Source organism: Shinella sp. R2-11 (assembly GCF_055330205.1).
The window spans coordinates 696,645-717,867 of the sequence record NZ_JBVAPC010000003.1 but is presented as its reverse complement, the minus strand read 5'-3'; the positions used below and the strand labels follow the sequence as shown (position 1 = coordinate 717,867).

The following is a 21,223-nucleotide window of genomic DNA, read 5'->3' as shown; positions in this document are numbered from 1 at the left end:
CTATGCGTTGTTTTCATATAAAATCAGTGAACGCTAATATTTTGAATGAAGCCGCAGAACTGGTCGGAGAGGATATCCGCCCAGGGCCCGGCCCCGTTGAGTGTCCCGCCGTAAATTCCCGGCCAGCCTGTTCCCGCGGGAAGGACATGCTGGCGAACCGCAACGCCCGCTTCCGTGAGGCGGGCGGCATAGCCGAGCGTCTCGTCGAGCAGCGGGTCGTCTGCCGACGAAAGGAGCAGCGCCGGGGCAAGACCGGCGAGGCGTGAGCACAGCGAAGGCGCGGCATAGGGATGGCAGACGCCGGCGCTCAGATAATGGCTCCAGCCGTCCGACCAGCGCTCGCGCATGCCGATGCCGTCGGCCTTGCCGAAGGATTGCGTCGCCATGAACGGGTCGAGCAGCGGCGAGAGCAGCACCTGGCCGTCCAGTTCGTGGGCGAAGTGATCGCGCGCCTTGAGCGCGACGCCGGCCGCGATATTGCCGCCGGCTTCCTCGCCGCCGACGAGCAGCGGCGACTTGCGGTCGCCGAGGCCTGCGCGCTTCTTGGCGAGATAGGAGAAGATCGAGAAGCCGGCTTCGAGCGGCTCGGGGAAGACGCTGCCCGATGCGTTGTAGTCCGGCACGGCGACGATGGCGCCGGTGCCGGCGATGCATTCGGCAAGCGGGCAATGCCGGAGCCCGGTCTCCCGGAAGGCGCCGCCGTGGAAGTAGAGCAGGACGGGCGCGCCCTTGGCATATTCCGCGCCCTGATAGACGCGCACCGACACGGGGCCGGGGGCCACCTTGTCGAATGTCATGTCCTTGATCTCTACGGGCATCGATTTTGTCCTGCGGGCCGTCTGGAAATAGGCGGGGCCCTCACCATTTATATCGTTCGTCATTTTGCCCCCGATAAGTGTGGTAAAACCGATTTCACTATCCAATATTTCGAACAATCATATCTTTCAGGGCGGGAATGTTCCATGGATCAGCTTTCTGCGATGCGCGCCTTCCTCCGCGTGGTGGAGATGGGCAATTTCACGCGGGCTTCCGCCGCGCTCGGCATGCCCAAGGCGACCGTCAGCAACCTCATCCAGAATCTCGAGACCCATCTCCAGACCAAGCTCCTCAACCGCACCACGCGCCGCGTCATGGTGACGACCGACGGGGCACTCTACTACGAAAGGGCAAACCAGATCGTCAGCGAGATCGACGAGCTGGACGGCAGCCTCACCCATTCGCGTACCAGCCCGAGCGGGCGCCTGCGCGTGGAGATGTCGGGCGCCTTCGCCGATCTTCTCGTCATCCCCGAGCTCAACGATTTCCATGCAAGATATCCCGATATCCATATCGACCTCGGCGTGGGCGACCGGACGGTGGACTATCTTGCCGAGAACGTGGACTGCGCGCTGCGCGCCGGCTCGCCGGGCAATGTGTCGCTGATCGCCCGCCGCGTCGGGGAGATGGACATGATCGCCTGCGCCGCGCCGCGCTATCTCGAAACCTTCGGCGCGCCGGACCACCCGTCGGAGCTGGAAGCGGCGCATCATTGCGTGAACTATTTTCTCGCGCAGACCAACCGGGTCATTCCCTTCGAATTCGAGCGGGACGGCGAGAAGGTCGAGATCAACGGCCGCTACATCGTCTCGGTCAACGATGCGCGCAGCTACCTCGCCGCCGCGCTTGCCGGCCTCGGCGTTGCGCCGATGCCGTGCTTCATGGCGCACGATGCCCTCTCCAGGGGCCAGCTCGTTCCCGTCCTGCCGAGCTGGCGCACCGGGCCCGTTCCGCTTTATGTCGTCTATCCGCCGAATCGTCACCTCAGTAACAAGGTGCGCGTCTTCGTCGACTGGCTCGTGCCCCTGCTCGCACGCACGCAACTGGCAGCCCGCACGACGAAAGCCTGAGACTTCAGGCCGGCCGGAGATGGTGGCGGCGACGTCTACCGAATGGAACCGGTGCGCGCGTGTTTCCGCTGCGTCCTTTAATCGAAAAACACGATATGAACGTCAGATACTCGTTATGGAACGATGTTCGATACCGATGCTAGGAATTGTGCCTATCGGCTCAACGCTCGACGAGGTTTCCGTAAAACCTTGGCGAAAACGGTCAGGCACAGTGCCTGCCGGCGCCATGGCGTTCGCCGCATGAATTGCGAGCACATATTCAAAGGGAGGTATTTGATGTCAGGGCACGGATATGAAAGCGGGCGGCTCGATCTTCCCTTCGTCGGGCTCTGCACGTTCGGCAAGCGCCCGATATGTCTCGACTGGGACAAGATCGATGCCGACGTGGCTGTGCTCGGCGTGCCGTTCGACATGGGAACCCAGTATCGCTCCGGCGCCCGTTTCGGGCCTAGGGCGATCCGTGAGGCGTCGACGCTGTTTTCCTTCGGACACAGCGGTGCCTACGACCATGAGGACGACCAGGTTTACCTGCCCCTCGACAAAGTGCGCATCGTCGACATAGGCGATGCCGACATCGTGCATACAGACACCGCGGCCAGCCACGCCAATACCGAGAAGGCGGTTCGCAAGATATTGGAACGGGGAGCCCTTCCCGTCGTGCTTGGCGGCGACCATGCCATCAACATCCCCTGCATCAGGGCCTTCAGCGATCACGGGCCGATCCACATCGTCCAGATCGACGCGCATCTCGATTTCGTCGATGTGCGTCACGGCGTGACGGAGGGCCACGGCAATCCCATGCGCCGTGCCGCCGAGCAATCGCATGTCACGGGCCTCAGCCAGATCGGCATCCGCAACGTTTCCTCCACCGCGCGGGACGGCTACGACGATGCCCGGCAGCGGGGTTCGACCATCCTTTCCGTCCGCCAGGCGCGCAAACTGGGTGCCGAAGGCGTTCTTGCCGCCATTCCAGCCGGCGCCCGCTACTATGTCACGATCGACATCGATGGCTTCGATCCGTCCATCGCCCCCGGTACCGGCACGCCCAGTCATGGCGGCTTCCTCTATTACGAGATCATGGAAATCCTTCAGGGCCTCGTGAAACGTGGCGATATCGTCGGTATCGACCTGGTCGAGGTCGCCCCCGCCTACGATCCTTCCGGCATCACCGGATTCCTGGCCGCCCAGGTGCTGCTGAACTTCCTGGGCTACATCTTTGTCGAGCGGGGAGCGCGCAAGGGCTGACCCCGGTGTGAAGAGGAGATATGCGATGAGCGTGAGCGGCCGACCGGACCGGATCCATCTCATCCCCGCGCGCAAGGGGGTTGCCGCATATGTGGGCAAGGGGCAGGTCGTCACGGTCATCAATACCCACGGCAGCCAGGTGGTGGACACCTGGGCATTCCGTGCCGACGACCTATCCGAGTTCATGTCGATGGAACATAGCCGCGGCGCCATGCAGAAAGTGAACCCCGGCAAGGGTGACACGCTGCGCAGCAACAGGCGGCGCCCCATGCTGACCATGGTGGACGACACGTCGGGCGGCATTCACGACACCCTGATCGCGGCTTGCGACCGCTACCGCTACGAGCAGCTCGGGCATGTCGGGCACCATGACAACTGCACGGACAACCTGGGCGCGGCGCTTGCCGCGCTCGGGCTCGCGCCGCCGGAAACGCCTTCGCCGCTCAATCTCTTCATGAACATTCCGATCGACGGCGAGGGCTCGATCTCCTTCGACGCGCCGGTCTCCACGCCTGGCTCTCATGTCAGCCTGCGCGCGGAAATGGACCTTGTCATCGCCTTTTCGGCCTGCCCCCAGGACCTCGTTCCGGTGAACGGGGCGGATTGCGTGCCGACCGATGCGCATTTCCGGATCGACGATCAGGCGCCCGGCGACCAGGGCGCCGCCTGAATCCCGAATATCTTGCCTGTATTCAGGCGATTCCGCGTGAATGCGGGAAGCTCTAGGCTCTGCTTTTCTTCGTGGAAGCCGCCGGCCTTGCTTTCGGTGCCGTCCCGGCCGCCGCCCTCTTGCGCAGTTCCTGAAGGAAGATGCGTTGAGACAGCGACGCCTTCTTGTGTTTCGGCGAGATGATGACGAACGGTGACCGGATCTGCGCCTCCGGGACCAGCAGGGCCTTCATTCGCTTCTGCTCCCTGAAGATGGCCGCCATGTGATCCGGCAGGTAACCGAGATAGTGGCCGCTCAGGATGTACATCGCCTGCGCTTCGATGTTCGAGGCGTAGGCGCCCACCTTGGCGTTCGGAATGTGCTGCAATTCCAGTTTGTTCGCGTAGGGCCGCACCACGACGACGGCAGCCTCGACATCGGCTTTCGTCACGTCCGCCTTGCCGAACAGCGGGTGGCGCTCGCTGCAATACAGCGAGTTCATCTCGTGATGGAATTCGGCCTGCGAATAGCCGGGCAGCAATTTGATGCGCGGGGAGATCGCGCAATCGATTCCGTCCTTGGCGATGTCGGCGATGAGCTGCTCCGGAGAGCCTATCGTGATGCGCAGATCGACCTCGCTGGCCTTCCTGACGAACTGGTCTATCACGTCGTCGAGGCCGAGCGCGGGATCGGTGATGGTCGCGTCGACGATGCCAATGCGCAGCGTACCCGTCGCGCGCAGTCGAAGCTCACCCAGTTGCTGTTCGAATGCAGAGAGCGCCGACGTCAGCGAGTGGGAATGGTCATAGACCGCGCGGCCGCGGTCGGTGAGCTCGAAGCCGCGCCTTCCCCTTTGGCATAGGGAAAAGCCGAGGCGCTGTTCGAGAGCGTTGATCTGGAAGCTGATCGTCGACTGGCTCATGGCCAGCGCAAGCTGCGCTCCGCTGAAGCCGCCGTGCTCTACGACCGAGCGGAAAACCCGCAGTGAACGGATATCGGAAGCGGACAGGCGCATGCAGAACCTCCCTTGCCGGGCATGATGCCGCGACCTTAACATCGTAAATCTCGATGTATAATCTATTCCTTCCATATTTATTAGAGAGTCAATCCTGACATGCTGCGATCAGACGCAGCGCCATCGATCGGCTCGACGCCGTCGGAGCGATCCTTTCCCTGCCAATCCAGATGGTCCGCGGGGTAGGGAAGACTCCAAGGCCAGGGCGGGCAAGGCTGCAGTTTACCGGGAACCGGGACGCACGAAGAGGAGGAATTCATGCGGTCTGTTTTGAAATCATGCGTGCCTGCATTGCTTGTCGCTTCCCTGTCGCTTGTGGCGACGGGTGTGGCCTCGGCGGCCGATCTCCTTGACCGGATCAAGGAGAAGGGAGAGATCGTCATCGCTTCCGAAGCCCGATATCCGCCGTTCGAATATGTCGAGAACGGCAAGATCGTCGGCTACGGCGTCGACCTGTTCGAAGAGGTCATGAAAGCCCTTCCCGGAGTCAAGGTGAACAGGCTCGACCTGCCGTTCCAGGGATTGCTTCCCGGCCTGCAGACGAACAAGTTCGATGCCATCATCACGTCGGTGACGGTCAACAAGCAGCGCTACGACACCTATCGCCTGTCCCTGCCGATCGCCGATGCGTCGTTCGCCTACGTCAAGCGCAAGGGCGACGCCTCGCTCAATACGCCGGACGATCTCAGCGGGAAAACCGTGGGAACCCAGGCGGGCTCCGCCCAGCTGAAGGGCACGGAGGCCTTCTCCGAGCATCTCAAGGCGAGCGGGAAGGATCCGATCGCCAGCATCCAGACCTATGTCGACTTCAACGAGGCCTATGCGGACCTTGCCGCCGGCCGCACCGAGGCCGTGGTCAATTCGCTGCCCAATCTGCTCTATCTGGAAAAGCAGCGCGGCGACGTGTTCGAAACCGTCAAGACGACGTTCGGGGCGCCGACCTATTTCAGCTGGGCCTACCGCAAGGACGACGACAGCAAGTCGCTTGCCGATCTCATCGACGATCAGTTCCGCAAGCTGGCGGCCGACGGCACGATGGCCAAGCTGCAGGAGAAGTGGTTCGGCTTCACCATGGATCTGCCGACCGACGCCCTGCCCGTACCGCAGGAGTGACGGGCTCGGGGGCCGGCTCGCCCGGCCGCGCCGCAGGGACGTTCGCGACGGTAGCTGCCTTCGTCCCTGCGCATTCATCCGGCGCGACAGCCTTTCCGATCCTGTCGCGCCCGGTTTGCCGATGAACCTGCCTGAAGGTGAAGCAGATGACGACGTTCGCCCTTATCCAGGACAGCCTGCCGATAATGTTGTGGGGCGCCGGCATGACCGTCCTCGTCTCCGGGGTCGCCATCATCCTCGGCATGCCCCTGGGACTGGTCCTGTGCTTCGGTGTGGCTTCGCCGAATCGCTGGATAAGCCGCATCTCGCGCATCTACCAAAGCGTCTGGCGCGGAACGCCGATCCTCGTGCAGCTGCTGATCATCTATTATCTGCTGCCGCTGCTGGGCATCAATGTGCCGCCCATTCTCGCCGCGATCCTCGCCCTGACGCTCAACACCGTCGCCTTCCAGGCCGAAATCTTCCGCGGCGGACTGCAGGCCATTCCGCCCGGGCAACTGGAGGCGGCGCGCATGGTCGGGATCCGTAAATGGGCCGCGCGGTACCATATCCTCGTGCCGCAGATTCTCAGGCTCGTCATTCCCTCGCTGGTCAACGAGACCATCAGCATTCTGAAGAATTCGTCGCTGGTTTCGGTCATCGCGGTGACGGAGCTGATGCGGGTAAGCCAGCAGATCGTGGCGACGACCTATCGGCCGTTTGAAATCTATATCGCTGCCGCGATCATCTACATCGTCATCAATTTCCTTCTTTCGCTGGCCGGCCGGTCGGCGGAGTGGCGACTGGCACGGGGGACCTGAGCCCATGACGCAGTTCCTCGATCTATGGATCCAGTATGCGCCCCTGATGCTCGCCGGACTGGCCACCACGGCATGGATCTGTGCGCTGGCGACGGCACTCGGCCTGGCGGTCAGTCTCTTCCTGGCCTGTCTCGACGGCATTGCCTTCGCGCCGTTGCGCTGGGCGGTTCGCGCTTACATCGAGATCACGCGCGGCCTGCCGATCCTGATCCTTCTGTTCGTCCTCTATTATGGCGGGCCGAGCATAGGGCTGAGATTGAGCGCGGAGATGGTCGGCGTATTCGGCCTCGGCTTCTACGGCGCGGCCTATTTCGCGGAAATCTTCCGCTCCGGGTTCCAGTCGATCCCGAAGGGCCAGATCGAGGCCGCGCGCATGGCCGGCCTCACCGGCGCGCAGATCATCCGCCACGTCAAGCTGCCGCAGATGCTGGTGCTGATCACGCCGCCGATGGTCAACCAGATCATCATCCTCATCAAGGAATCCGCGGTGCTGTCGATCATCACGGTGGCGGAGCTGACGAAGAACACGACGCAGTTCGTGAACGAGACCTATGCCGTCATCCAGCCCTATGTCGCGGCCGCTGTGCTGTACTGGCTGCTGGTGGAGGCAGTCGCCCAGCTTGGCAAGTTCGTCGAGCGGCGGGTGAGATTCTAGGGTGTTTCAGCTTCTCATGGAAAAACGGAAGCGCTCTATCTGTTTGTGTTTCAATCATTTCCGGACGCAGATTGCGTTCCGCATTTTTGCTGGACATGCTCTGGCCGCTCCGGCCCGGCAACCATCCAATGAACGATAGGACAGACGCGATGGCCACCCAATCCCTCCAGCCTACGATCAGGATCCATGACCTGACGAAGACGTTCGGCGCATTCACCGCTCTCTCGGGCATCTCGCTGGACATCAACCCTTCGGAGGTCGTCTGCATCATCGGGCCGTCCGGATCGGGAAAAAGCACGCTGCTACGCTGCACCGCCTTCCTGGAGGAATACACCGGCGGCGAGGTGGAGATCGAGGGACGGCTGCTGGGCTACCGGAGGACGGCATCCGGAATGGTGCGCGAAAGCGAGCAGAATATCGACACGGTGCGCCGCAACGTCGGCATGGTGTTCCAGCACTTCAACCTGTGGCCGCACATGACCGTGCTGGACAATGTCACGCTTGGACCACGTCTGACCAAGCGCATCCCCGCGGCCGAGGCGCAGGAGCAGGGGCGGAGCGCGCTTGCCAAGGTCGGGCTGGGCAACTTCGCCGACCGGTATCCCTCGCAGCTCTCCGGCGGCCAGCAACAGCGCGTCGGCATTGCCCGGGCGCTCGCAATGGAGCCGCACGTGATCCTGTTCGACGAGCCTACCTCGGCACTCGATCCGCAGCTCGTCGGGGAAGTCCTCGACACCATGAAGGAGCTGGCGAAAGAAGGCATCACCATGGTCATCGTCACGCATGAAATGGGTTTCGCGGCCCAGGTGGCTGATCGTGTCGTGTTCATGGACGGCGGCAAGATCATCGAGCAGGGACCGCCCGCAAGGCTCTTCAACGCCCCGCAAAGCCCCCGCCTCCGTGAGTTCCTCGACACCTGGAGGTCACGAAACATGCTCTTCCAGGCCGACGAGCCGAACCTCGGCGTCGGGGAAGGGGGGCGGTCGTGAGCGAAGCCCTCAGCCCGCTTGGCATTCCCCGCATTTACGGCGACGTGCCACCCTTCATGGCCTTCCCCTACATCCGCGACCTGTCGGCGCTTGCGGCCGACGCCGTGGTGGTCGGAATGCCTTATGACGGGATTGCCACGTTTCGCGGCGGCGCGACGCGCCGGGCTCCCCAGGAAATCCGCAAGTATTCACTTCTTTACGGCAGCTATTCCTTCGACTGGGACATGGACCTTTTGAACCATATCGCCGTCGCCGATGCCGGCGATATCGACGTGGTGCCGGGTGACAATGCCGAGAGCTACGCGCGCCTCAAGACCCGGCTCGAAGCCGTGTTGGCGAAGGGAGCGGTTCCGCTGACGATCGGCGGCGATCACGGCATCAGCTATCCGGCCGTTCGAGCAGTGGCGGAGGCCGGTGATACACCTGTCGGCCTGATCGTCTTCGATACCCATCTCGATCTCAGCGAATCCTTCGGCGGCGACCGCCTGACCCGTGCCTCGCCCCTGTTGCGCATCGCCGAACTCGACAAGGTGGATCCGCGCCGTATCGTGGTGATCGGCGCGCGGGGGCCGCGCAACCTGCCGGAATGGACACCCCTTTACCGCAAACTGGGAATTACGGTCTTCTCGATGGCGGAGGTCGAGCGCCTCGGCATGGACGCGGTGTGCGAAAGGGCGCGGGAAATCGCCACCGCCGGCGGCGCGCGCCTCTATGTCAGTCTCGACATCGACGGTGTCGATCCGGCTTTCGCCCCGGCGACGAACAGCCCGGAATCGGGCGGGCTGACCGCACGCGAGATCATTCGCGGTGTGCGCATCGTCGCCCGCGACGGGTTTTCCGGCTTCGATCTCGTCGAGGTGTCGCCGGATTTCGATTCCGCCAGCGGGACCACGAGCATTCTGGCGGCGCGTCTGCTGGCAGAGGCGCTGTTCTGCCTTGCCGCAAGCAAAGGCGGGGCGCAGGACAGGTGGCGGCATGCGCATGCGACCGGACCGATAGACGAATGACGGCGGCATGCGCGAGGCGCGGGGAACCCGCTGGCCGCAGGCGTGGAAAGGACTGTAGACCATGAGCAATTATTTTCAGCCGCTCGATTCCGGTATCGTGCCGCGCTTCGCGGGGCCCTCGACCTTCATGCGGCTGCCGACCGCAAGCCCCGACCAGGTCGATATCGCGGTGGTCGGCGTTCCGTTCGACGGCGGAACGACCAACCGTCCCGGCGCGCGCCACGGGCCTCGCGAAGTCCGCAACCAATCCAGCCTGGTGCGCCGGGTCCACCATGTCACGGGGAAATCCCCCTTCGATCTGGCGCGGATCGCGGATTGCGGCGACGTCTCGGTGAGCCCGTTCGACCTGAACGGCGCGCTCGATACCATCGCCGCGTTTTTCGCCGATATTCGCCGGGCCGGCGCCCGGCCGCTCGCGATCGGCGGAGATCATCTGGTGACGCTGCCCATCTTGCGCGGATTGACCGACAGGCCGCTCGGCCTGATCCACTTCGACGCGCATTCAGACACCTACGACGAATTCTTCGGCAATCGCTACAATCACGGCACCCCGTTCCGCCGTGCGATCGAGGAAGGCCTGCTCGATCCGAAACGGATGATCCAGATCGGCATCCGGGGATCGATATCGAGCGCCGACAACTACGACTTCGCCCGTGCGGCCGGCATTCGCATCGTCTTCATAGAAGAGCTCATGGACCGCGGCGTGGACTCGGTCATGGCCGAGGCCCGGTCCATCGTCGGGAATTCCGCGACATATGTCTCGTTCGATATCGACGCCCTCGATCCCTCGTTCGCCCCGGGGACCGGGACGCCGGAGATCGGCGGCATCACCACCTATCAGGCGCAGAAGATGATCCGCGCGCTTGCCGGGCTCGACATCGCCGGCGCCGATCTGGTCGAGGTGTCACCGCCGCTCGACCCTTCGAGCATGACGGCTCTCACGGGGGCAACCCTCCTGTTCGAACTGTTGTGCGCAATGGCTGGAGCTTAAACCGCCGACCGATCGCCCGTCTCCCTTGCGAAGGCTATCTCCGGCATCCGTCGGCTTATCGAAAAACCTCCACGAGGCCAAACGAAACAACCCCGCTTTCGGGCGGGGTTGATGCAATGCGCAGAGCTTGGAAGGGACTGGATCAGCCCTTGGGGCTCAGGTCCACCTTGAACCATTTCGTCGACAGTTCGGCGAGCGTGCCGTCGGCGGCCATCTCGCCGAGCGCCTTGTTCAGGATGGCCTGAAGCTCCGGCTCTTCCTTGCGGATGCCGAGGCAGACATTGGTTGCCTGAACACCGCCGACGAGGAGGGGACCGCTGGTCGTCAGCGTGCCCTTGCTGGCTTCGGCCCGGTCGCGGGCAAACACGACATTGTCGAACTGGCCATCGAGACGACCGCCTTCGATGTCCAGCTGAACCTGTTCGGAGGACTTGTAGGTCTTGATTTCGACGACATCGCCGAAGTTCTGCTCGACGAACTTCAGCTGGCTGGTGGAGAGCGAGGCGCCGAGCGTCATGCCCTTCAGCACGTCCTTGATTTCCGCGATGGCCTTCTGGCCTTCCTCGGTATCGGTGTTCAGGTGCTCGCCGGTGTGCGGCAACTTCGTCAGCGGGCCGTCGGCGGCAACCAGGAACGTGTTGGGCGTGATGACATAGGGGTCGGAGAAGTCGATGACCTTGCGGCGCTCTTCGTTCGGGCCCATCGTCAAGACGACGTCGAACTTGCCGGAAAGCAGCGACGGGATCTGGCTGTCCCAGTCCTGCGCGATGATGTTGCATTCGAGTTCCGCGCGCTTGCAGACTTCCTTGATCACGTCCAGATCGAGGCCCTGAAGCTCGCCGTTGGCGGTGGTGGAGTTGAACGGCGGAAACGCGCCTTCGACGCCGACATTGACTTTCTTCCAGTCCTTGGCGAGCGCGTTGCCGCCGAAAAGCATCGAGAAGGCGCAGAGCGCCGTGGCTGCCGCGAGAGCGGATTTCTTGAACATGGTTCCCTCAATTCTTATTGGGTCGCGTCGTGGATGTCGGCAGTCCGAACCCTGGAACAATCCCGTCCGGCGCCTGACTGAAAATGAGTTTGAACCCGCGAACCGCCGCTGAAAAGAGAAATGGCGTTCATGTATGTGAATTTAGTTCAGGAAATCAATAGGCTCTCCGATCCGGAACGAAAGCGCCCGGCGCATCGGAACGCGCCGGGTCTGAGCGTTTGGAAAGGAACCCGCTTCCCTCAGGGGCAGGCGGATTTTGCGTGGTTCACGACATCCGCATGCGTTGCGAACCAGATGCCCTGCCTCGTGCGGATGTGTCCGATCAGCTCCTTCAGGATCCACAGCCGGCTGCGGTGGCCGATGATGTCGGGATGCATCGTGAGCTGGAAAAGACCGCCTTCTTCGTAGGCTTCGTCGAATTCCTGCGTGAAGATCCTGAGGATGTCGTGCGGTGCGATCTGCGGGCGAAGACCGCCCCAGCGGTCCATGATCAGATAGGCGGCGTCGTCGCGGATCCACTCGACCGGCAGTTCGATGATGCCTGACGGCGCGCCGTCCAGCAGAAGCTCGTAGCAATCCACGTCGGCCATCAGGGAGGAATCGTAGAGCAGGCCCATCTCGGCGGTGATCTTCAGCGTGTTCTCGCTGAAGTCCCACGAAGGCGTTCGGATGCCGACCGGACGGACGCCGGTGATCTGCTCCAGCGTATCGGCGGCGCGATACTGCAGGTCCCGCTCCGTCTTCTCGTCCAGCAGCGTGTTGCGCTCGTGGATCCAGCCATGCAGGCCGATTTCGTGGCCTTCGGCGATGAGCGCGCGCTGCTCGTCCGGATAGTGCAGGGCGGTGATCGCCGGCACGAAGAAGGTTGCCGGAATGGCATTTTCGGCCAGCAGCCTGCGAATGCGGGGAATGCCCTGCCGGGGGCCGAAATGGCCTTGCGAAAGCGCGGATATGGACTTGCCGCCATCCCGCAGCTCGAACGTGTCGTGGTCGGAATCGAAGGAAAGCGCGACGGCGCATTTCGCACCGCCCGGCCAGGCGGCCGGCTTGAGGCTGCGCCCCGCGCGGGCGCGGTTCATCAGGCCCTGCAGGCGCTCTTCGGGCCAGGTCCAGGTCGGAAGGACGGTGTTTGCGGCGCTCACGACACCGGCCCTCCGCTGACCGAAAGGGTCTGGCCGGTGATCCAGCTCGCAAAGGGCGAGGCGAGGAAGAGCACGGCGTTCGAGATGTCGTCCGGCTGGCCGATGCGGCGCAGCGGGATCTGCTCGAGCATGGCCTGCTGGCCTTCAGCGCCATAGGAGGCCCACTGGCGCTCGTAGTCCGGGCTGGTGCGCAGGAAGCCGGGCGCCACCGCATTGACGTTGATGCCGAAGGGGCCGAGCTCATGGGCGAGCTGGCGGGCAAGGCTGATGAGAGCGGCCTTCGCGCTGGCATAGGCCTGGATGCCCGTCAGGCTGACGCCGAGGCCGGCGCCGCTGGAAATGAACACCATCTTGCCGGCGCCGCGCGCTTTCATGGCTGGCACGACCGCGCGTGCGACCAGGAAGGCGCCGCGCACGTTGACGTCGTAGATGCTGTCCCAGTCGGCTGCCGGAACGGTCTCGACCGGCTGGCGCTTCTGCCCCAGCACGCCGCCTGCAACATGAACGAAGATGTCGAATTCGCCGCCCTGTTCGGCGACGAGCGCCGCGATATTGTCTTCATCGGTGACGTCCAGCCGGGCGGTGACGATGGAGCCGCCGCGCCCGCCGCTCGTGTTGCTGCGGAGCGGTTCGAGCTCGGCCAGATTGACGTCCGTCGCCACGACGGCGGCGCCATCGGCGGCAAAGGCCTCGCAGATGGCGCGTCCGATGCCGCGGGCCGCGCCCGTGACGAGCACGCGCTTTCCTTCGAATTGAATATCCATGTCACTGGCTTTCCGTGTTTGGGCCCTTGTAGCCGAGCCGGGAGCTGAGTTCGTCCGCATTGCGGATGACGGCCGCGATCATCCGGTCGCGGCTTGCGTCGAAGCGGGCCGTGACGGTCGCGATGTTGAGGGCGGCGATGACCTCGCCCGTGGCGTCGCGCACCGGTGCGGCGACGCCGGACCCGCCGGCAACAGCCTCCTGGTCGCTGATCGCATAGCCGTTCTGGCGCGCCGTCTCGATGATCCGGCGAATCTGCACCCGGTCGATCACCGTATGGTCGGTGATCTGGACGATGCGCTCGCGGGCGAGATAGGCCGCCGTCTTTTCCGGCTTCCAGTAGCCGAGCAGCACGCGCCCCATGGCGGTGCAGAAGGAGGCGTCCGATCCGGTCAGATCGGAATCGAAGCGCACCAGCTGGTGGCTGACGCTCTTGGCAAGAAGCTTGATGCGGCCATCGCGGCGGCGAGCGCCGAGAAAGACGGTCTCGCCCTCCGCATCGCGCAGCGCATCCATGATCGGCTGCGCCGTCGCGATCAGCTGCGCGTCGCGCCCGCTCGACCAGCCCGGCCCGTTCCGGAAGGCCTCGTGGATGCGATAGGCCTCGGATTCGTCCCGCGTGACATAGGCGCGGGACACGAGGGTCGCGAGCAGGTTGAATGTGCTGCTCTTGGGGTATCCCAGTTCCGAGACGATCATTTTCAGGGTGAGCGGTTTCTGCGCGCGGGCAAGAAGTTCGAGCACCTCCAGGACGCGAACGGCGGACTTGACTTCGGAGTCATTGCTTGTGTTCATATATGTGAACCAAATTCTCATTGAAGAATATGAGCGCAGCCATACCATGTTCCTGAAATTTTGAAAAGGAGCAGTTTGAGACATGAGTGCACAAGAGAAGGTCGCGATCGTCACCGGCGGTGCGCGCGGAATCGGCAAGGCGTGTGCCATGGATCTGGCGCGGGCGGGCTATGAGCTCGTTCTGGTGGACCTCCTTGAAGGGGAGCTTGCCGAAACGGCGGCGCTGATTTCCGCCGAAGGCCGCAAGGTGCTGACATTCGTTGCCGACGTTTCGAGCCACAAGCGTGCCGGCGAGGTTGTCGCGCAGACCGTCGAGACCTTCGGCCGGATCGACTTTCTCCTCAACAATGCCGGCCGCTCGGCACCCGTCGGCATTCTGGAGATCTCCGAGGACGAGTTCGACAGGGCGATTGCGATCAACCTGAAGAGCTGCTTCAACTACATCCAGCACACCGCGCCCCACATGCTGAAGCAGGGCGGCGGACGCATCGTCTCCATGTCGTCGCTGAACGCATTGTCGGGCGGCGTGACGGCCGCCGTCAGCCGCTTCGCCTATGCCGCGGCCAAGGCCGGCATCCTCGGCATGACGCGGGCGCTCGCCAAGGAACTCGGCCCCGTGATCGCGATCAACGCTATCTGCCCGGGTGTGATCCGCACCGAGATCGACACGGACGTTACCGACCGTGCCGAAGAGGTGATCAAGGGCATCGCGCTCGGCCGGCTTGGTTGCGCCGATGACGTGGCGCGGCTCGTGACGTTCCTTGCGACTTCCGAACCGTGCTTCATGACCGGCCAGACGCTGACGGTCGACGGTTTCCAGTTCAACGTCTGAGCCGCCGTCGAAACGGCTTCAGGAGGGTAGGGCAAAGATGACGGAGCTATTGCAACTGGTGAGTTTCGGTCCCGAGGGATGGGGCCTTGCCCTTCTCACCGCCGCTCTCATGACGGTCGCCGTGGCGGCGTGCGGCTTTCTGATCGGCGGCGTCATCGGTGCCTTCATCGCCTGGGGCAAGCTGGCCGGCAATCTGCCGGTCCGCTTCTCAGCGGATGCCTACACGACCGTCCTGCGCGGCATTCCGGATCTGCTGGTGATCTACCTCTTCTACTTCGGCGGCAGCATGGCCGTGACCGGGCTCTTCAATCTCTGGGGCGAGGCCGGCTTCGTCGGCGTGCCGCCCTTTGCCGCCGGTGCGATCGCCATCGGCGTCGTGTCCGGCGCCTATCAGGCGGAAGTCTTCCGCGGGGCGTTCCGCGTGCTGGCCAAGGGCGAGATCGAGGCCGGCAAGGCGGCGGGCATGAGCCGGTTCCTGCTGTTTCGCCGCATCATCGCGCCGCAGGTTTTCCGCCATGCGCTGCCGGGCATCGGCAATGTCTGGCAGATGGCCCTGAAGGAATCGGCGCTCATCTCCGTCACCGGCCTGGTCGAGCTGCTCCGCCAGTCGCAGATCGCCGCGGGATCGACCCGCAAGCCGTTCGAGTTCTATCTCATCGCCGGGGCGATTTTCCTCGTCATCACCTGGCTTTCGCAGCGGGTGTTCTCCTGGCTTGAGAAACGCGGGCGCCGCAGCATGGCCGGAGGGCTTGCCTGATGGATCCGCGTTTCGTCTATGACAGCTTTGTCCAGCTCCTCGCCGGCGTGCCGCTGACGCTCGAGCTGACCGCCTTTGCCTTCGCCCTCGGCCTGCTTCTGGCGGTGCTGATCGCGCTGATGCAGGTTTCGGGGCTCGGTATCCTGCGCATTCCGGCGGGCGCCTATGTCTTCGCCATCCGCGGCACGCCGCTGCTCGTCCAGATCTTCCTCATCTACTACGGTCTCGGCCAGTTCCGGCCGACCCTGCAGAGCCTCGGGCTCTGGCAGTTCTTCCGGGAAGCCTACTGGTGCGGCATTCTCGCGCTGTCGCTGAACAGCGCCGCCTATGGCAGCGAGGTGCTGCGCGGCGCCCTCCAGTCGGTCTCCAGGCGCGAGATCGAGGCGGGCCGCGCCTGCGGCATGTCCGGCCTGCTGCTCTACCGGCGGATCATTCTGCCGTTGGCGCTGCGTCAGGCGCTGCCGGCCTATGGCAACGAACTGATCCTCATGGTCAAGGCCACCTCGCTCGTCTCGATCATCACCATGATGGAGGTCACCGGCATCGCGGCACGGCTGATTTCCGAGACGTACCGGCCGGTCGAGGTGTTCATCGCCGCGGGCACGATCTATCTCATCATCAATTTCCTCCTGACGCGCGCCGTCTCGATGCTGGACTGGTGGCTGACGCCCCATCTGCGCGGCATGCCGACGATTGCCAAAGTGGAGCAAGCCAAATGACTGAAGGGGCGGCCATGCAACCCGTCATCTCCCTGCGCAACCTGCGCAAAAGCTTCGGTGCGCTCGAAGTGCTCAAGGGCATCTCGCTCGATGCGCACAAGGGCGATGTCATCGCGATCCTCGGCTCCTCCGGCTCCGGCAAGAGCACGATGCTGCGCTGTATCAACATGCTGGAAATCCCGACGGCCGGCGAGGTCGTGGTGACCGGGGAGACCGTGAAGCTCAAGAAGCAGGGCGATGGTCTCGCCATTGCCGACCGCCGGCAGATCGACGGAATCCGGGCCCGCGCCGCCATGGTCTTCCAGAGCTTCAATCTCTGGTCCCACATGACGATCCTCGAAAATCTCATCGAGGCGCCGATCTACGTGCAGGGCCGTCCCCGGGCGGAGTGCATTGCCGAGGCGAAGGCGCTCCTCGAAAAGGTCGGCATTGCGGACAAGCGCGATGCCTATCCCGCCCACCTTTCCGGCGGCCAGCAGCAGCGCGCGGCGATCGCCAGGGCGCTCGCCATGCATCCGCAGGTCATGCTGTTCGACGAGCCGACGTCGGCGCTCGATCCCGAACGTGTCGGCGAGGTTCTGGCCGTGATGCGGGCCCTTGCCAACGAGGGGCGGACGATGTTGCTGGTGACGCACGAAATCGCCTTCGCGCGAGACGTGGCGACCCGCGTCGTCTTCCTGCATGAGGGCGTCATCGAAGAGGACGGTCCCGCGGACGAGGTGTTCCGCAATCCGAAATCGGAGCGGTTCCGCAAGTTCATTTCCAACACGCAGCATGGTTGAGGGCAGGTCGATGAGCGCACGCGATGCCGAGATCCTGCAATGGATATTCTCGCAGCAGGACAACATGGTCTCCCTGCTGGCGACCCTCGTGAATGTCGATTCCGGATCCTACGACAAGGAGGGCGTCGATGCGGTGGGCGCGCTTCTGTCGCGCTTCTTCGCCGGGCATGGCCTCCAGACGACGGTGTGTCCTGTCGCGGATTTCGGCGATACCCTCCTCGTCGGCACGACGGCGGTCCGGCGCGACGCCGGCCGGCACAACATCCTGCTGATGGGGCATCGCGATACCGTTTTCGGCAAGGGCGAGGCTGCCCGCCGGCCTTTCCGTATCGCAGGCGACCGCGCCTATGGTCCAGGCGTCGCCGACATGAAGGCGGGTCTGGTCATGAATGCCTTCGTCCTTGCCGCGTTCCAGACGTTTGCCCCCGAAGTGCCGCTGGTCGTGATGCTGACGGGAGACGAGGAGATCGGCTCCCAGGCGTCGCTCGCGCATATCGACGAGGAGGCCCGTTTCGCCGGTGCCGTCTTCAATGCCGAGCCGGCCCGCCCGACGGGCAATTTCGTCACCGGCCGCAAAGGCGGTTTCACCTATCGTTTCGAGATCAGCGGCAAGGCCGCGCATGCCGGCGTCAACTTCACGGAAGGGGCGAGCGCGATCGGCGAGCTGGCGCACAAGATCACGGCGCTGCATGCGCTGACCGACGTGCCGCAGGGTATTACGCTGAATGTGGGGCTGGCGAGCGGCGGCTCCTCCACCAATACCGTGGCGGCCAGGGCCTCCGGCGAGGTGGATGTCCGCTTCGTGAATGGCCAGCAGCGTGACCGGCTGATCGCCGATATCGAGGCGATCCTCAGCCGCCCGGCGGTTCCGGGGACGACGACGACGTTCGAGCGAAAGAGCGAATCCCTGCCGCTTGCCCCGACACCGGAGAATGCCGCGCTCTCCGCGATTTATCGTGAGGCGGCTGCCTCCCTCGGCTTCGAAATCTCCGGCGAGTTTACCGGCGGCTGTGCCGATTCCGGCATCGCTTCCAGCGCGGGTGCGCCGACGGTCTGTGCGACGGGGCCGGTCGGCGGCAAGGCGCACACCGAAGATGAGTACATCCTCGTCGAGACGCTTTCACAGCGCACGGCCATCGTGGCGGCGTCGATCCTCCGATTGCATGCCTGACGGTGGCGCCCGTTACCGGGCGCCTCGCGTCTCAGACCTTGCGGCGCTTCAAACCGTTCCATTCGCCCGGGGCTGCCCAGGCATAGGGCGAGGGGTAGGGCAGCGTGACGCCGAGATCGAAAGCGGCGTGCCAGCCCCAGCGTGGGTCGTCGAGAAACGCGCGGCCGATCGCGACCTGATCCGCCTGACCGCTCCCGATAATGTCGTTCGCCTGCTGCGCATCGGTGATCATGCCGACGGCACGCGTCGTGATGCCGCTTTCGCGGCGAACGGCCTCGGCGAGCGACGGGTGATGGTCCTCGGCATTGGCAACCGTCGGATTGCTGACGGGGATGCCGCTCGAGGTTACGCAGACATAGTCGATGCCGATGGTCTTCAACTGCGTCGCGAGCGTGGTCGCGTCGGCGATCGTCAGGCCATCCTCCGCCCAGTCGCTGCCGGTGATCCGCGCACCGACCGCAATGCCGCCGGCCGCCGCGCGGACGGTTCGCGCGATGCGCAAAGGGAAGGCCATGCGCCGTTCCGCATCGCCGCCCCAGGCATCCTGGCGCCTGTTGGAGAGCGGCGAGTGGAACTGGTGCAGCAGATAGCCATGGGCGACATGGATTTCGACCACCTTGATGCCCAGCCGTGCGGCGCGCATGGCGGCATTGCGGAAGTCGTCGGCGATCCGATCGAGATCTTCCTCGCTCGCCGCCTGCGGAAGCGCCCAGTTGTCGCGATGCGTGATTTCCGACGGCGCCAGCGTTGTCCAGGCGTCGCCGCCGGAAAGGCTTCCGCCCGGCGCTTCCCACGGACGATGGGCCGAGCCCTTGCGGCCGGCATGCGATAGCTGGATGCCGAATTCGGTGCCCGGAAGCGCCACGCGGCGCGCCTGTTCGAGAACCGTGCCCAGGGCATCTTCGCCGGCATCGGAATAGAGGCCGAGGCAGCCATGCGTGATCCGCCCGCGGCGCGACACCGCCGTCGCCTCGATCATGACGAGGCCGGCGCCCGACATGGCGAGCGTCATGAGGTGTTGCATATGCCACGCCGAAGCACAGCCGTCATTCGCCATGTACTGGCACATCGGCGCGACGGCGATCCGGTTCGGCAGGGTTACGGGCCCAAGCTGGAGAGGCGTGAAAAGCGGAGCTGCGGACATGAGGTTCACTTGCAGTGGGCGGCGGCCTTGCAGCACGCCGGACGGATCGGAAGCCGCGACCAAAGACGAACCGCGCCGGCCTTGGCAATCGAAATCCCGTTCACATGCTAAAACGATAGGATATGCGGCAGGTCAGCATCCGCATGCGGTTTCGGATCGCCTTCGAAAGCTGGAAACGGGGCGCCAATTCGGGCGCCTTTCCTGACCTGGGCCGATCCGGAAAGATTAGCTCTTTCCGCAATCTTTAAACTAAATCCTCATACCAGCGCTTTAGGCTCCTTCGCGGCGGAATGCGAAGATGCCCGACGAGATGAGTAGGAACGCATGAGCATGCATAAGACTTCAGCTCATATTTCTGCAGCGCCGGACGTGGCGGTCCCCGACGCGCCCGCCGGGCGTTCTCGCCAGGAGGTGGACTTCTGGATCGACTGCGTCGGTGCTCCGCTTGTCCTCATGGAAGGCCAGGTGCTGAATGTGCGCTATGCCAACCGGAGCGCGGCGGTGCTGTTCGGCCGCGGCCTCGAAGGTTTCGGCGGCTGCTCGGTGGAAGAGCTCGTCGGGCCGGAAGCGACCCTCATTCTGGGCCAGATCTGGAGTGTCGCGCCCGTTGGCGTCCCGGGCGAGCCTTTCCTCATCCGCGCGCAGGTGCAGGACCAGGAGCGGGTGCTCATGGTGCAGGTTACCAAGGTCGCGGTGGAGGACGAGATCCTGCGCCTCTTCTCCTTCATGGATGCGCCGCCGCAAGGGTCCGTGACGCTCGCCGGCTGGCAGGAGAACGTCACCTCGCTGCTCAACTGGCTGCCGTTCGGCTTCGAGATCGCCAGCAGCGACGACCAGATCCAGTTCGCCAATTCCACCTTCAAGGAGATGTTCGGCTATACTCAGGACGAGATCTCCAACATTGAGGACTGGTGGCGGCTTGCCTATCCGGACCCGGACTATCGCGAATTCGCGCGCGCGCAATGGTACGATTCCATCGCCATCGCCCGCGCCGAGAACCGCGAGATGACGCCCTTCGACCTTGATGTCGCGACCGCGAACGGCGGCAAGCGTACGATCCAGTTCCGCCATCGCACCATCGGCAACTTCAACGTCAACCTCTATATCGACGTGACGCGCGAGCGCAGCTACGCGAAGGAGTTGAAGGTCCTCGCCGATACCGATCCCCTGACCGGGGCGATGAACCGGCGCCGCTTCTTCGAGGAAGCCGACCGCATCCATGCCAAATGCCAGCGGAGCGACGCGCCCGTCGCCTTCCTGATGCTCGACATCGATCACTTCAAGACGATCAACGACTGCTACGGCCATGGCGTGGGCGATCGGGTGCTCATCGAGTTCACGCGGCGCTGCCGCGATGTGCTCGATCCCGGCGATTGCTTCGGGCGCATGGGCGGGGAGGAGTTCGCGGTCGTGCTGAGCCGGCCGGATCCCGTCGCGGTACACGACGCCGCCGAGCGCCTGCGCCGGGCTGTCGGCGCGTGCCCCTTCGGCATCGATGCGGACCTATTGAAAGTGACGGTCAGCGTGGGCGGGGCGATCTGCGTGACCGACGAAAGCGTCGGCTCCGCCATCTCCCGTGCCGACAACGCGCTTTACAATGCCAAGAAAGCCGGACGCGACCGCTCCATCGTCAGGTAGAAAGACCGGATATTGTACAAAGCATGCCACGCAGCTTCCTGCGGGCGGGCCTTGCCGCGCCTTCGCCGGCCTCATGCGGCCAAAGCCTGCCGGCACATAGGCTCGCGATCGCCTGAGAGGAGGGGCGGTAGCCGGGATGGCCC

22 protein-coding genes are annotated in these 21,223 nt (G+C 64.0%); 15 read left to right on the top strand and 7 right to left on the bottom strand.

The window, feature by feature from the left end; genetic code table 11:
• Window positions 1-23 precede the first annotated feature (23 nt).
• Window positions 24-818, bottom strand: coding sequence for an alpha/beta hydrolase (locus ACZ1A1_RS11690; RefSeq protein WP_463620072.1), 795 nt, complete (start codon window positions 816-818; stop codon window positions 24-26).
• A 144-nt stretch (window positions 819-962) separates the two neighbouring features.
• Between ACZ1A1_RS11690 and ACZ1A1_RS11685 the strand changes: the two genes are divergently transcribed.
• The 3 genes from ACZ1A1_RS11685 (at window position 963) to ACZ1A1_RS11675 (ending at window position 3,801) form a co-directional block, all read left to right on the top strand.
• A complete protein-coding gene (locus ACZ1A1_RS11685; RefSeq protein ID WP_463620071.1) occupies window positions 963-1,886 on the top strand; it encodes a LysR family transcriptional regulator in 924 nt (307 codons plus the stop codon).
• Window positions 1,887-2,162: 276 nt separating this feature from the next.
• The gene (gene speB, locus ACZ1A1_RS11680; RefSeq protein ID WP_313192384.1) at window positions 2,163-3,131 is read left to right on the top strand and encodes an agmatinase; all 969 of its coding nucleotides are present in this window, start codon (window positions 2,163-2,165) and stop codon (window positions 3,129-3,131) included.
• Between the two features lie 25 nt (window positions 3,132-3,156).
• The gene (locus ACZ1A1_RS11675) at window positions 3,157-3,801 is read left to right on the top strand and encodes a DUF1989 domain-containing protein (RefSeq protein WP_463620070.1); all 645 of its coding nucleotides are present in this window, start codon (window positions 3,157-3,159) and stop codon (window positions 3,799-3,801) included.
• Between the two features lie 52 nt (window positions 3,802-3,853).
• On the opposite strand, the gene ACZ1A1_RS11670 is transcribed toward ACZ1A1_RS11675, so the two are convergent.
• The gene (locus ACZ1A1_RS11670) at window positions 3,854-4,795 is read right to left on the bottom strand and encodes a LysR family transcriptional regulator (RefSeq protein WP_463620069.1); all 942 of its coding nucleotides are present in this window, start codon (window positions 4,793-4,795) and stop codon (window positions 3,854-3,856) included.
• Between the two features lie 282 nt (window positions 4,796-5,077).
• On the opposite strand from ACZ1A1_RS11670, the gene ACZ1A1_RS11665 reads away from it, so the two are divergent.
• From ACZ1A1_RS11665 to speB (ACZ1A1_RS11640), 6 genes are all read left to right on the top strand, one after another.
• On the top strand, window positions 5,078-5,908 hold the full coding sequence (locus ACZ1A1_RS11665; protein WP_463620068.1) for a transporter substrate-binding domain-containing protein: 831 nt from the start codon (window positions 5,078-5,080) through the stop codon (window positions 5,906-5,908).
• 146 nt (window positions 5,909-6,054) lie between these two features.
• Entirely contained in the window at window positions 6,055-6,708 is a 654-nt protein-coding gene (locus ACZ1A1_RS11660) for an amino acid ABC transporter permease (RefSeq protein WP_313192388.1), read from the top strand.
• 4 nt (window positions 6,709-6,712) lie between these two features.
• Window positions 6,713-7,363: an amino acid ABC transporter permease gene (locus tag ACZ1A1_RS11655; RefSeq protein WP_463620067.1), complete on the top strand. Its 651-nt coding sequence runs from the start codon at window positions 6,713-6,715 to the stop codon at window positions 7,361-7,363.
• 149 nt (window positions 7,364-7,512) lie between these two features.
• On the top strand, window positions 7,513-8,352 hold the full coding sequence (locus ACZ1A1_RS11650; protein WP_463620066.1) for an amino acid ABC transporter ATP-binding protein: 840 nt from the start codon (window positions 7,513-7,515) through the stop codon (window positions 8,350-8,352).
• The gene (gene speB, locus ACZ1A1_RS11645; RefSeq protein ID WP_463620065.1) at window positions 8,349-9,359 is read left to right on the top strand and encodes an agmatinase; all 1,011 of its coding nucleotides are present in this window, start codon (window positions 8,349-8,351) and stop codon (window positions 9,357-9,359) included. The genes ACZ1A1_RS11650 and speB (ACZ1A1_RS11645) overlap by 4 nt, the downstream gene beginning before the upstream one ends.
• Before the next feature lie 61 nt (window positions 9,360-9,420).
• On the top strand, window positions 9,421-10,350 hold the full coding sequence (speB, locus tag ACZ1A1_RS11640) for an agmatinase (RefSeq protein WP_463620064.1): 930 nt from the start codon (window positions 9,421-9,423) through the stop codon (window positions 10,348-10,350).
• Window positions 10,351-10,492: 142 nt separating this feature from the next.
• On the opposite strand, the gene ACZ1A1_RS11635 is transcribed toward speB (ACZ1A1_RS11640), so the two are convergent.
• From ACZ1A1_RS11635 to ACZ1A1_RS11620, 4 genes are all read right to left on the bottom strand, one after another.
• On the bottom strand, window positions 10,493-11,338 hold the full coding sequence (locus ACZ1A1_RS11635) for a transporter substrate-binding domain-containing protein (RefSeq protein ID WP_313192393.1): 846 nt from the start codon (window positions 11,336-11,338) through the stop codon (window positions 10,493-10,495).
• Window positions 11,339-11,577: 239 nt separating this feature from the next.
• Window positions 11,578-12,417, bottom strand: a complete 840-nt coding sequence (locus ACZ1A1_RS11630; RefSeq protein ID WP_463620114.1) for a polysaccharide deacetylase family protein — start codon at window positions 12,415-12,417, stop codon at window positions 11,578-11,580.
• Window positions 12,418-12,476: 59 nt separating this feature from the next.
• Window positions 12,477-13,244: an SDR family NAD(P)-dependent oxidoreductase gene (locus ACZ1A1_RS11625; protein WP_463620063.1), complete on the bottom strand. Its 768-nt coding sequence runs from the start codon at window positions 13,242-13,244 to the stop codon at window positions 12,477-12,479.
• Between the two features lies 1 nt (window position 13,245).
• Complete coding sequence (locus tag ACZ1A1_RS11620) at window positions 13,246-14,037, bottom strand: IclR family transcriptional regulator (protein ID WP_313192395.1); 792 nt, start codon at window positions 14,035-14,037, stop codon at window positions 13,246-13,248.
• Window positions 14,038-14,119: 82 nt separating this feature from the next.
• On the opposite strand from ACZ1A1_RS11620, the gene ACZ1A1_RS11615 reads away from it, so the two are divergent.
• From ACZ1A1_RS11615 to ACZ1A1_RS11595, 5 genes are read left to right on the top strand one after another with little or no spacing between them, the layout of a single operon-like run.
• Complete coding sequence (locus ACZ1A1_RS11615) at window positions 14,120-14,869, top strand: SDR family NAD(P)-dependent oxidoreductase (protein WP_463620062.1); 750 nt, start codon at window positions 14,120-14,122, stop codon at window positions 14,867-14,869.
• Between the two features lie 37 nt (window positions 14,870-14,906).
• Complete coding sequence (locus ACZ1A1_RS11610; RefSeq protein WP_463620061.1) at window positions 14,907-15,626, top strand: ABC transporter permease; 720 nt, start codon at window positions 14,907-14,909, stop codon at window positions 15,624-15,626.
• Entirely contained in the window at window positions 15,626-16,345 is a 720-nt protein-coding gene (locus ACZ1A1_RS11605; protein WP_313192398.1) for an ABC transporter permease, read from the top strand. Before ACZ1A1_RS11610 ends, ACZ1A1_RS11605 begins: the two co-directional genes overlap by 1 nt.
• Window positions 16,342-17,127 carry an ABC transporter ATP-binding protein gene (locus ACZ1A1_RS11600; protein ID WP_463620060.1) on the top strand — a complete coding sequence of 262 codons (786 nt, stop codon included), beginning with the start codon at window positions 16,342-16,344 and terminating at the stop codon, window positions 17,125-17,127. Before ACZ1A1_RS11605 ends, ACZ1A1_RS11600 begins: the two co-directional genes overlap by 4 nt.
• A gap of 10 nt (window positions 17,128-17,137) precedes the next feature.
• Complete coding sequence (locus tag ACZ1A1_RS11595; RefSeq protein WP_463620059.1) at window positions 17,138-18,298, top strand: M20 family metallopeptidase; 1,161 nt, start codon at window positions 17,138-17,140, stop codon at window positions 18,296-18,298.
• A 31-nt stretch (window positions 18,299-18,329) separates the two neighbouring features.
• Here ACZ1A1_RS11595 and ACZ1A1_RS11590 read toward each other — a convergent pair whose 3' ends face one another.
• Window positions 18,330-19,442 (bottom strand): oxidoreductase, encoded by a 1,113-nt coding sequence (locus ACZ1A1_RS11590; RefSeq protein ID WP_463620058.1) that lies wholly within the window; start codon window positions 19,440-19,442, stop codon window positions 18,330-18,332.
• Between the two features lie 324 nt (window positions 19,443-19,766).
• On the opposite strand from ACZ1A1_RS11590, the gene ACZ1A1_RS11585 reads away from it, so the two are divergent.
• Complete coding sequence (locus ACZ1A1_RS11585) at window positions 19,767-21,080, top strand: sensor domain-containing diguanylate cyclase (protein ID WP_463620057.1); 1,314 nt, start codon at window positions 19,767-19,769, stop codon at window positions 21,078-21,080.
• Window positions 21,081-21,223 lie beyond the last annotated feature (143 nt).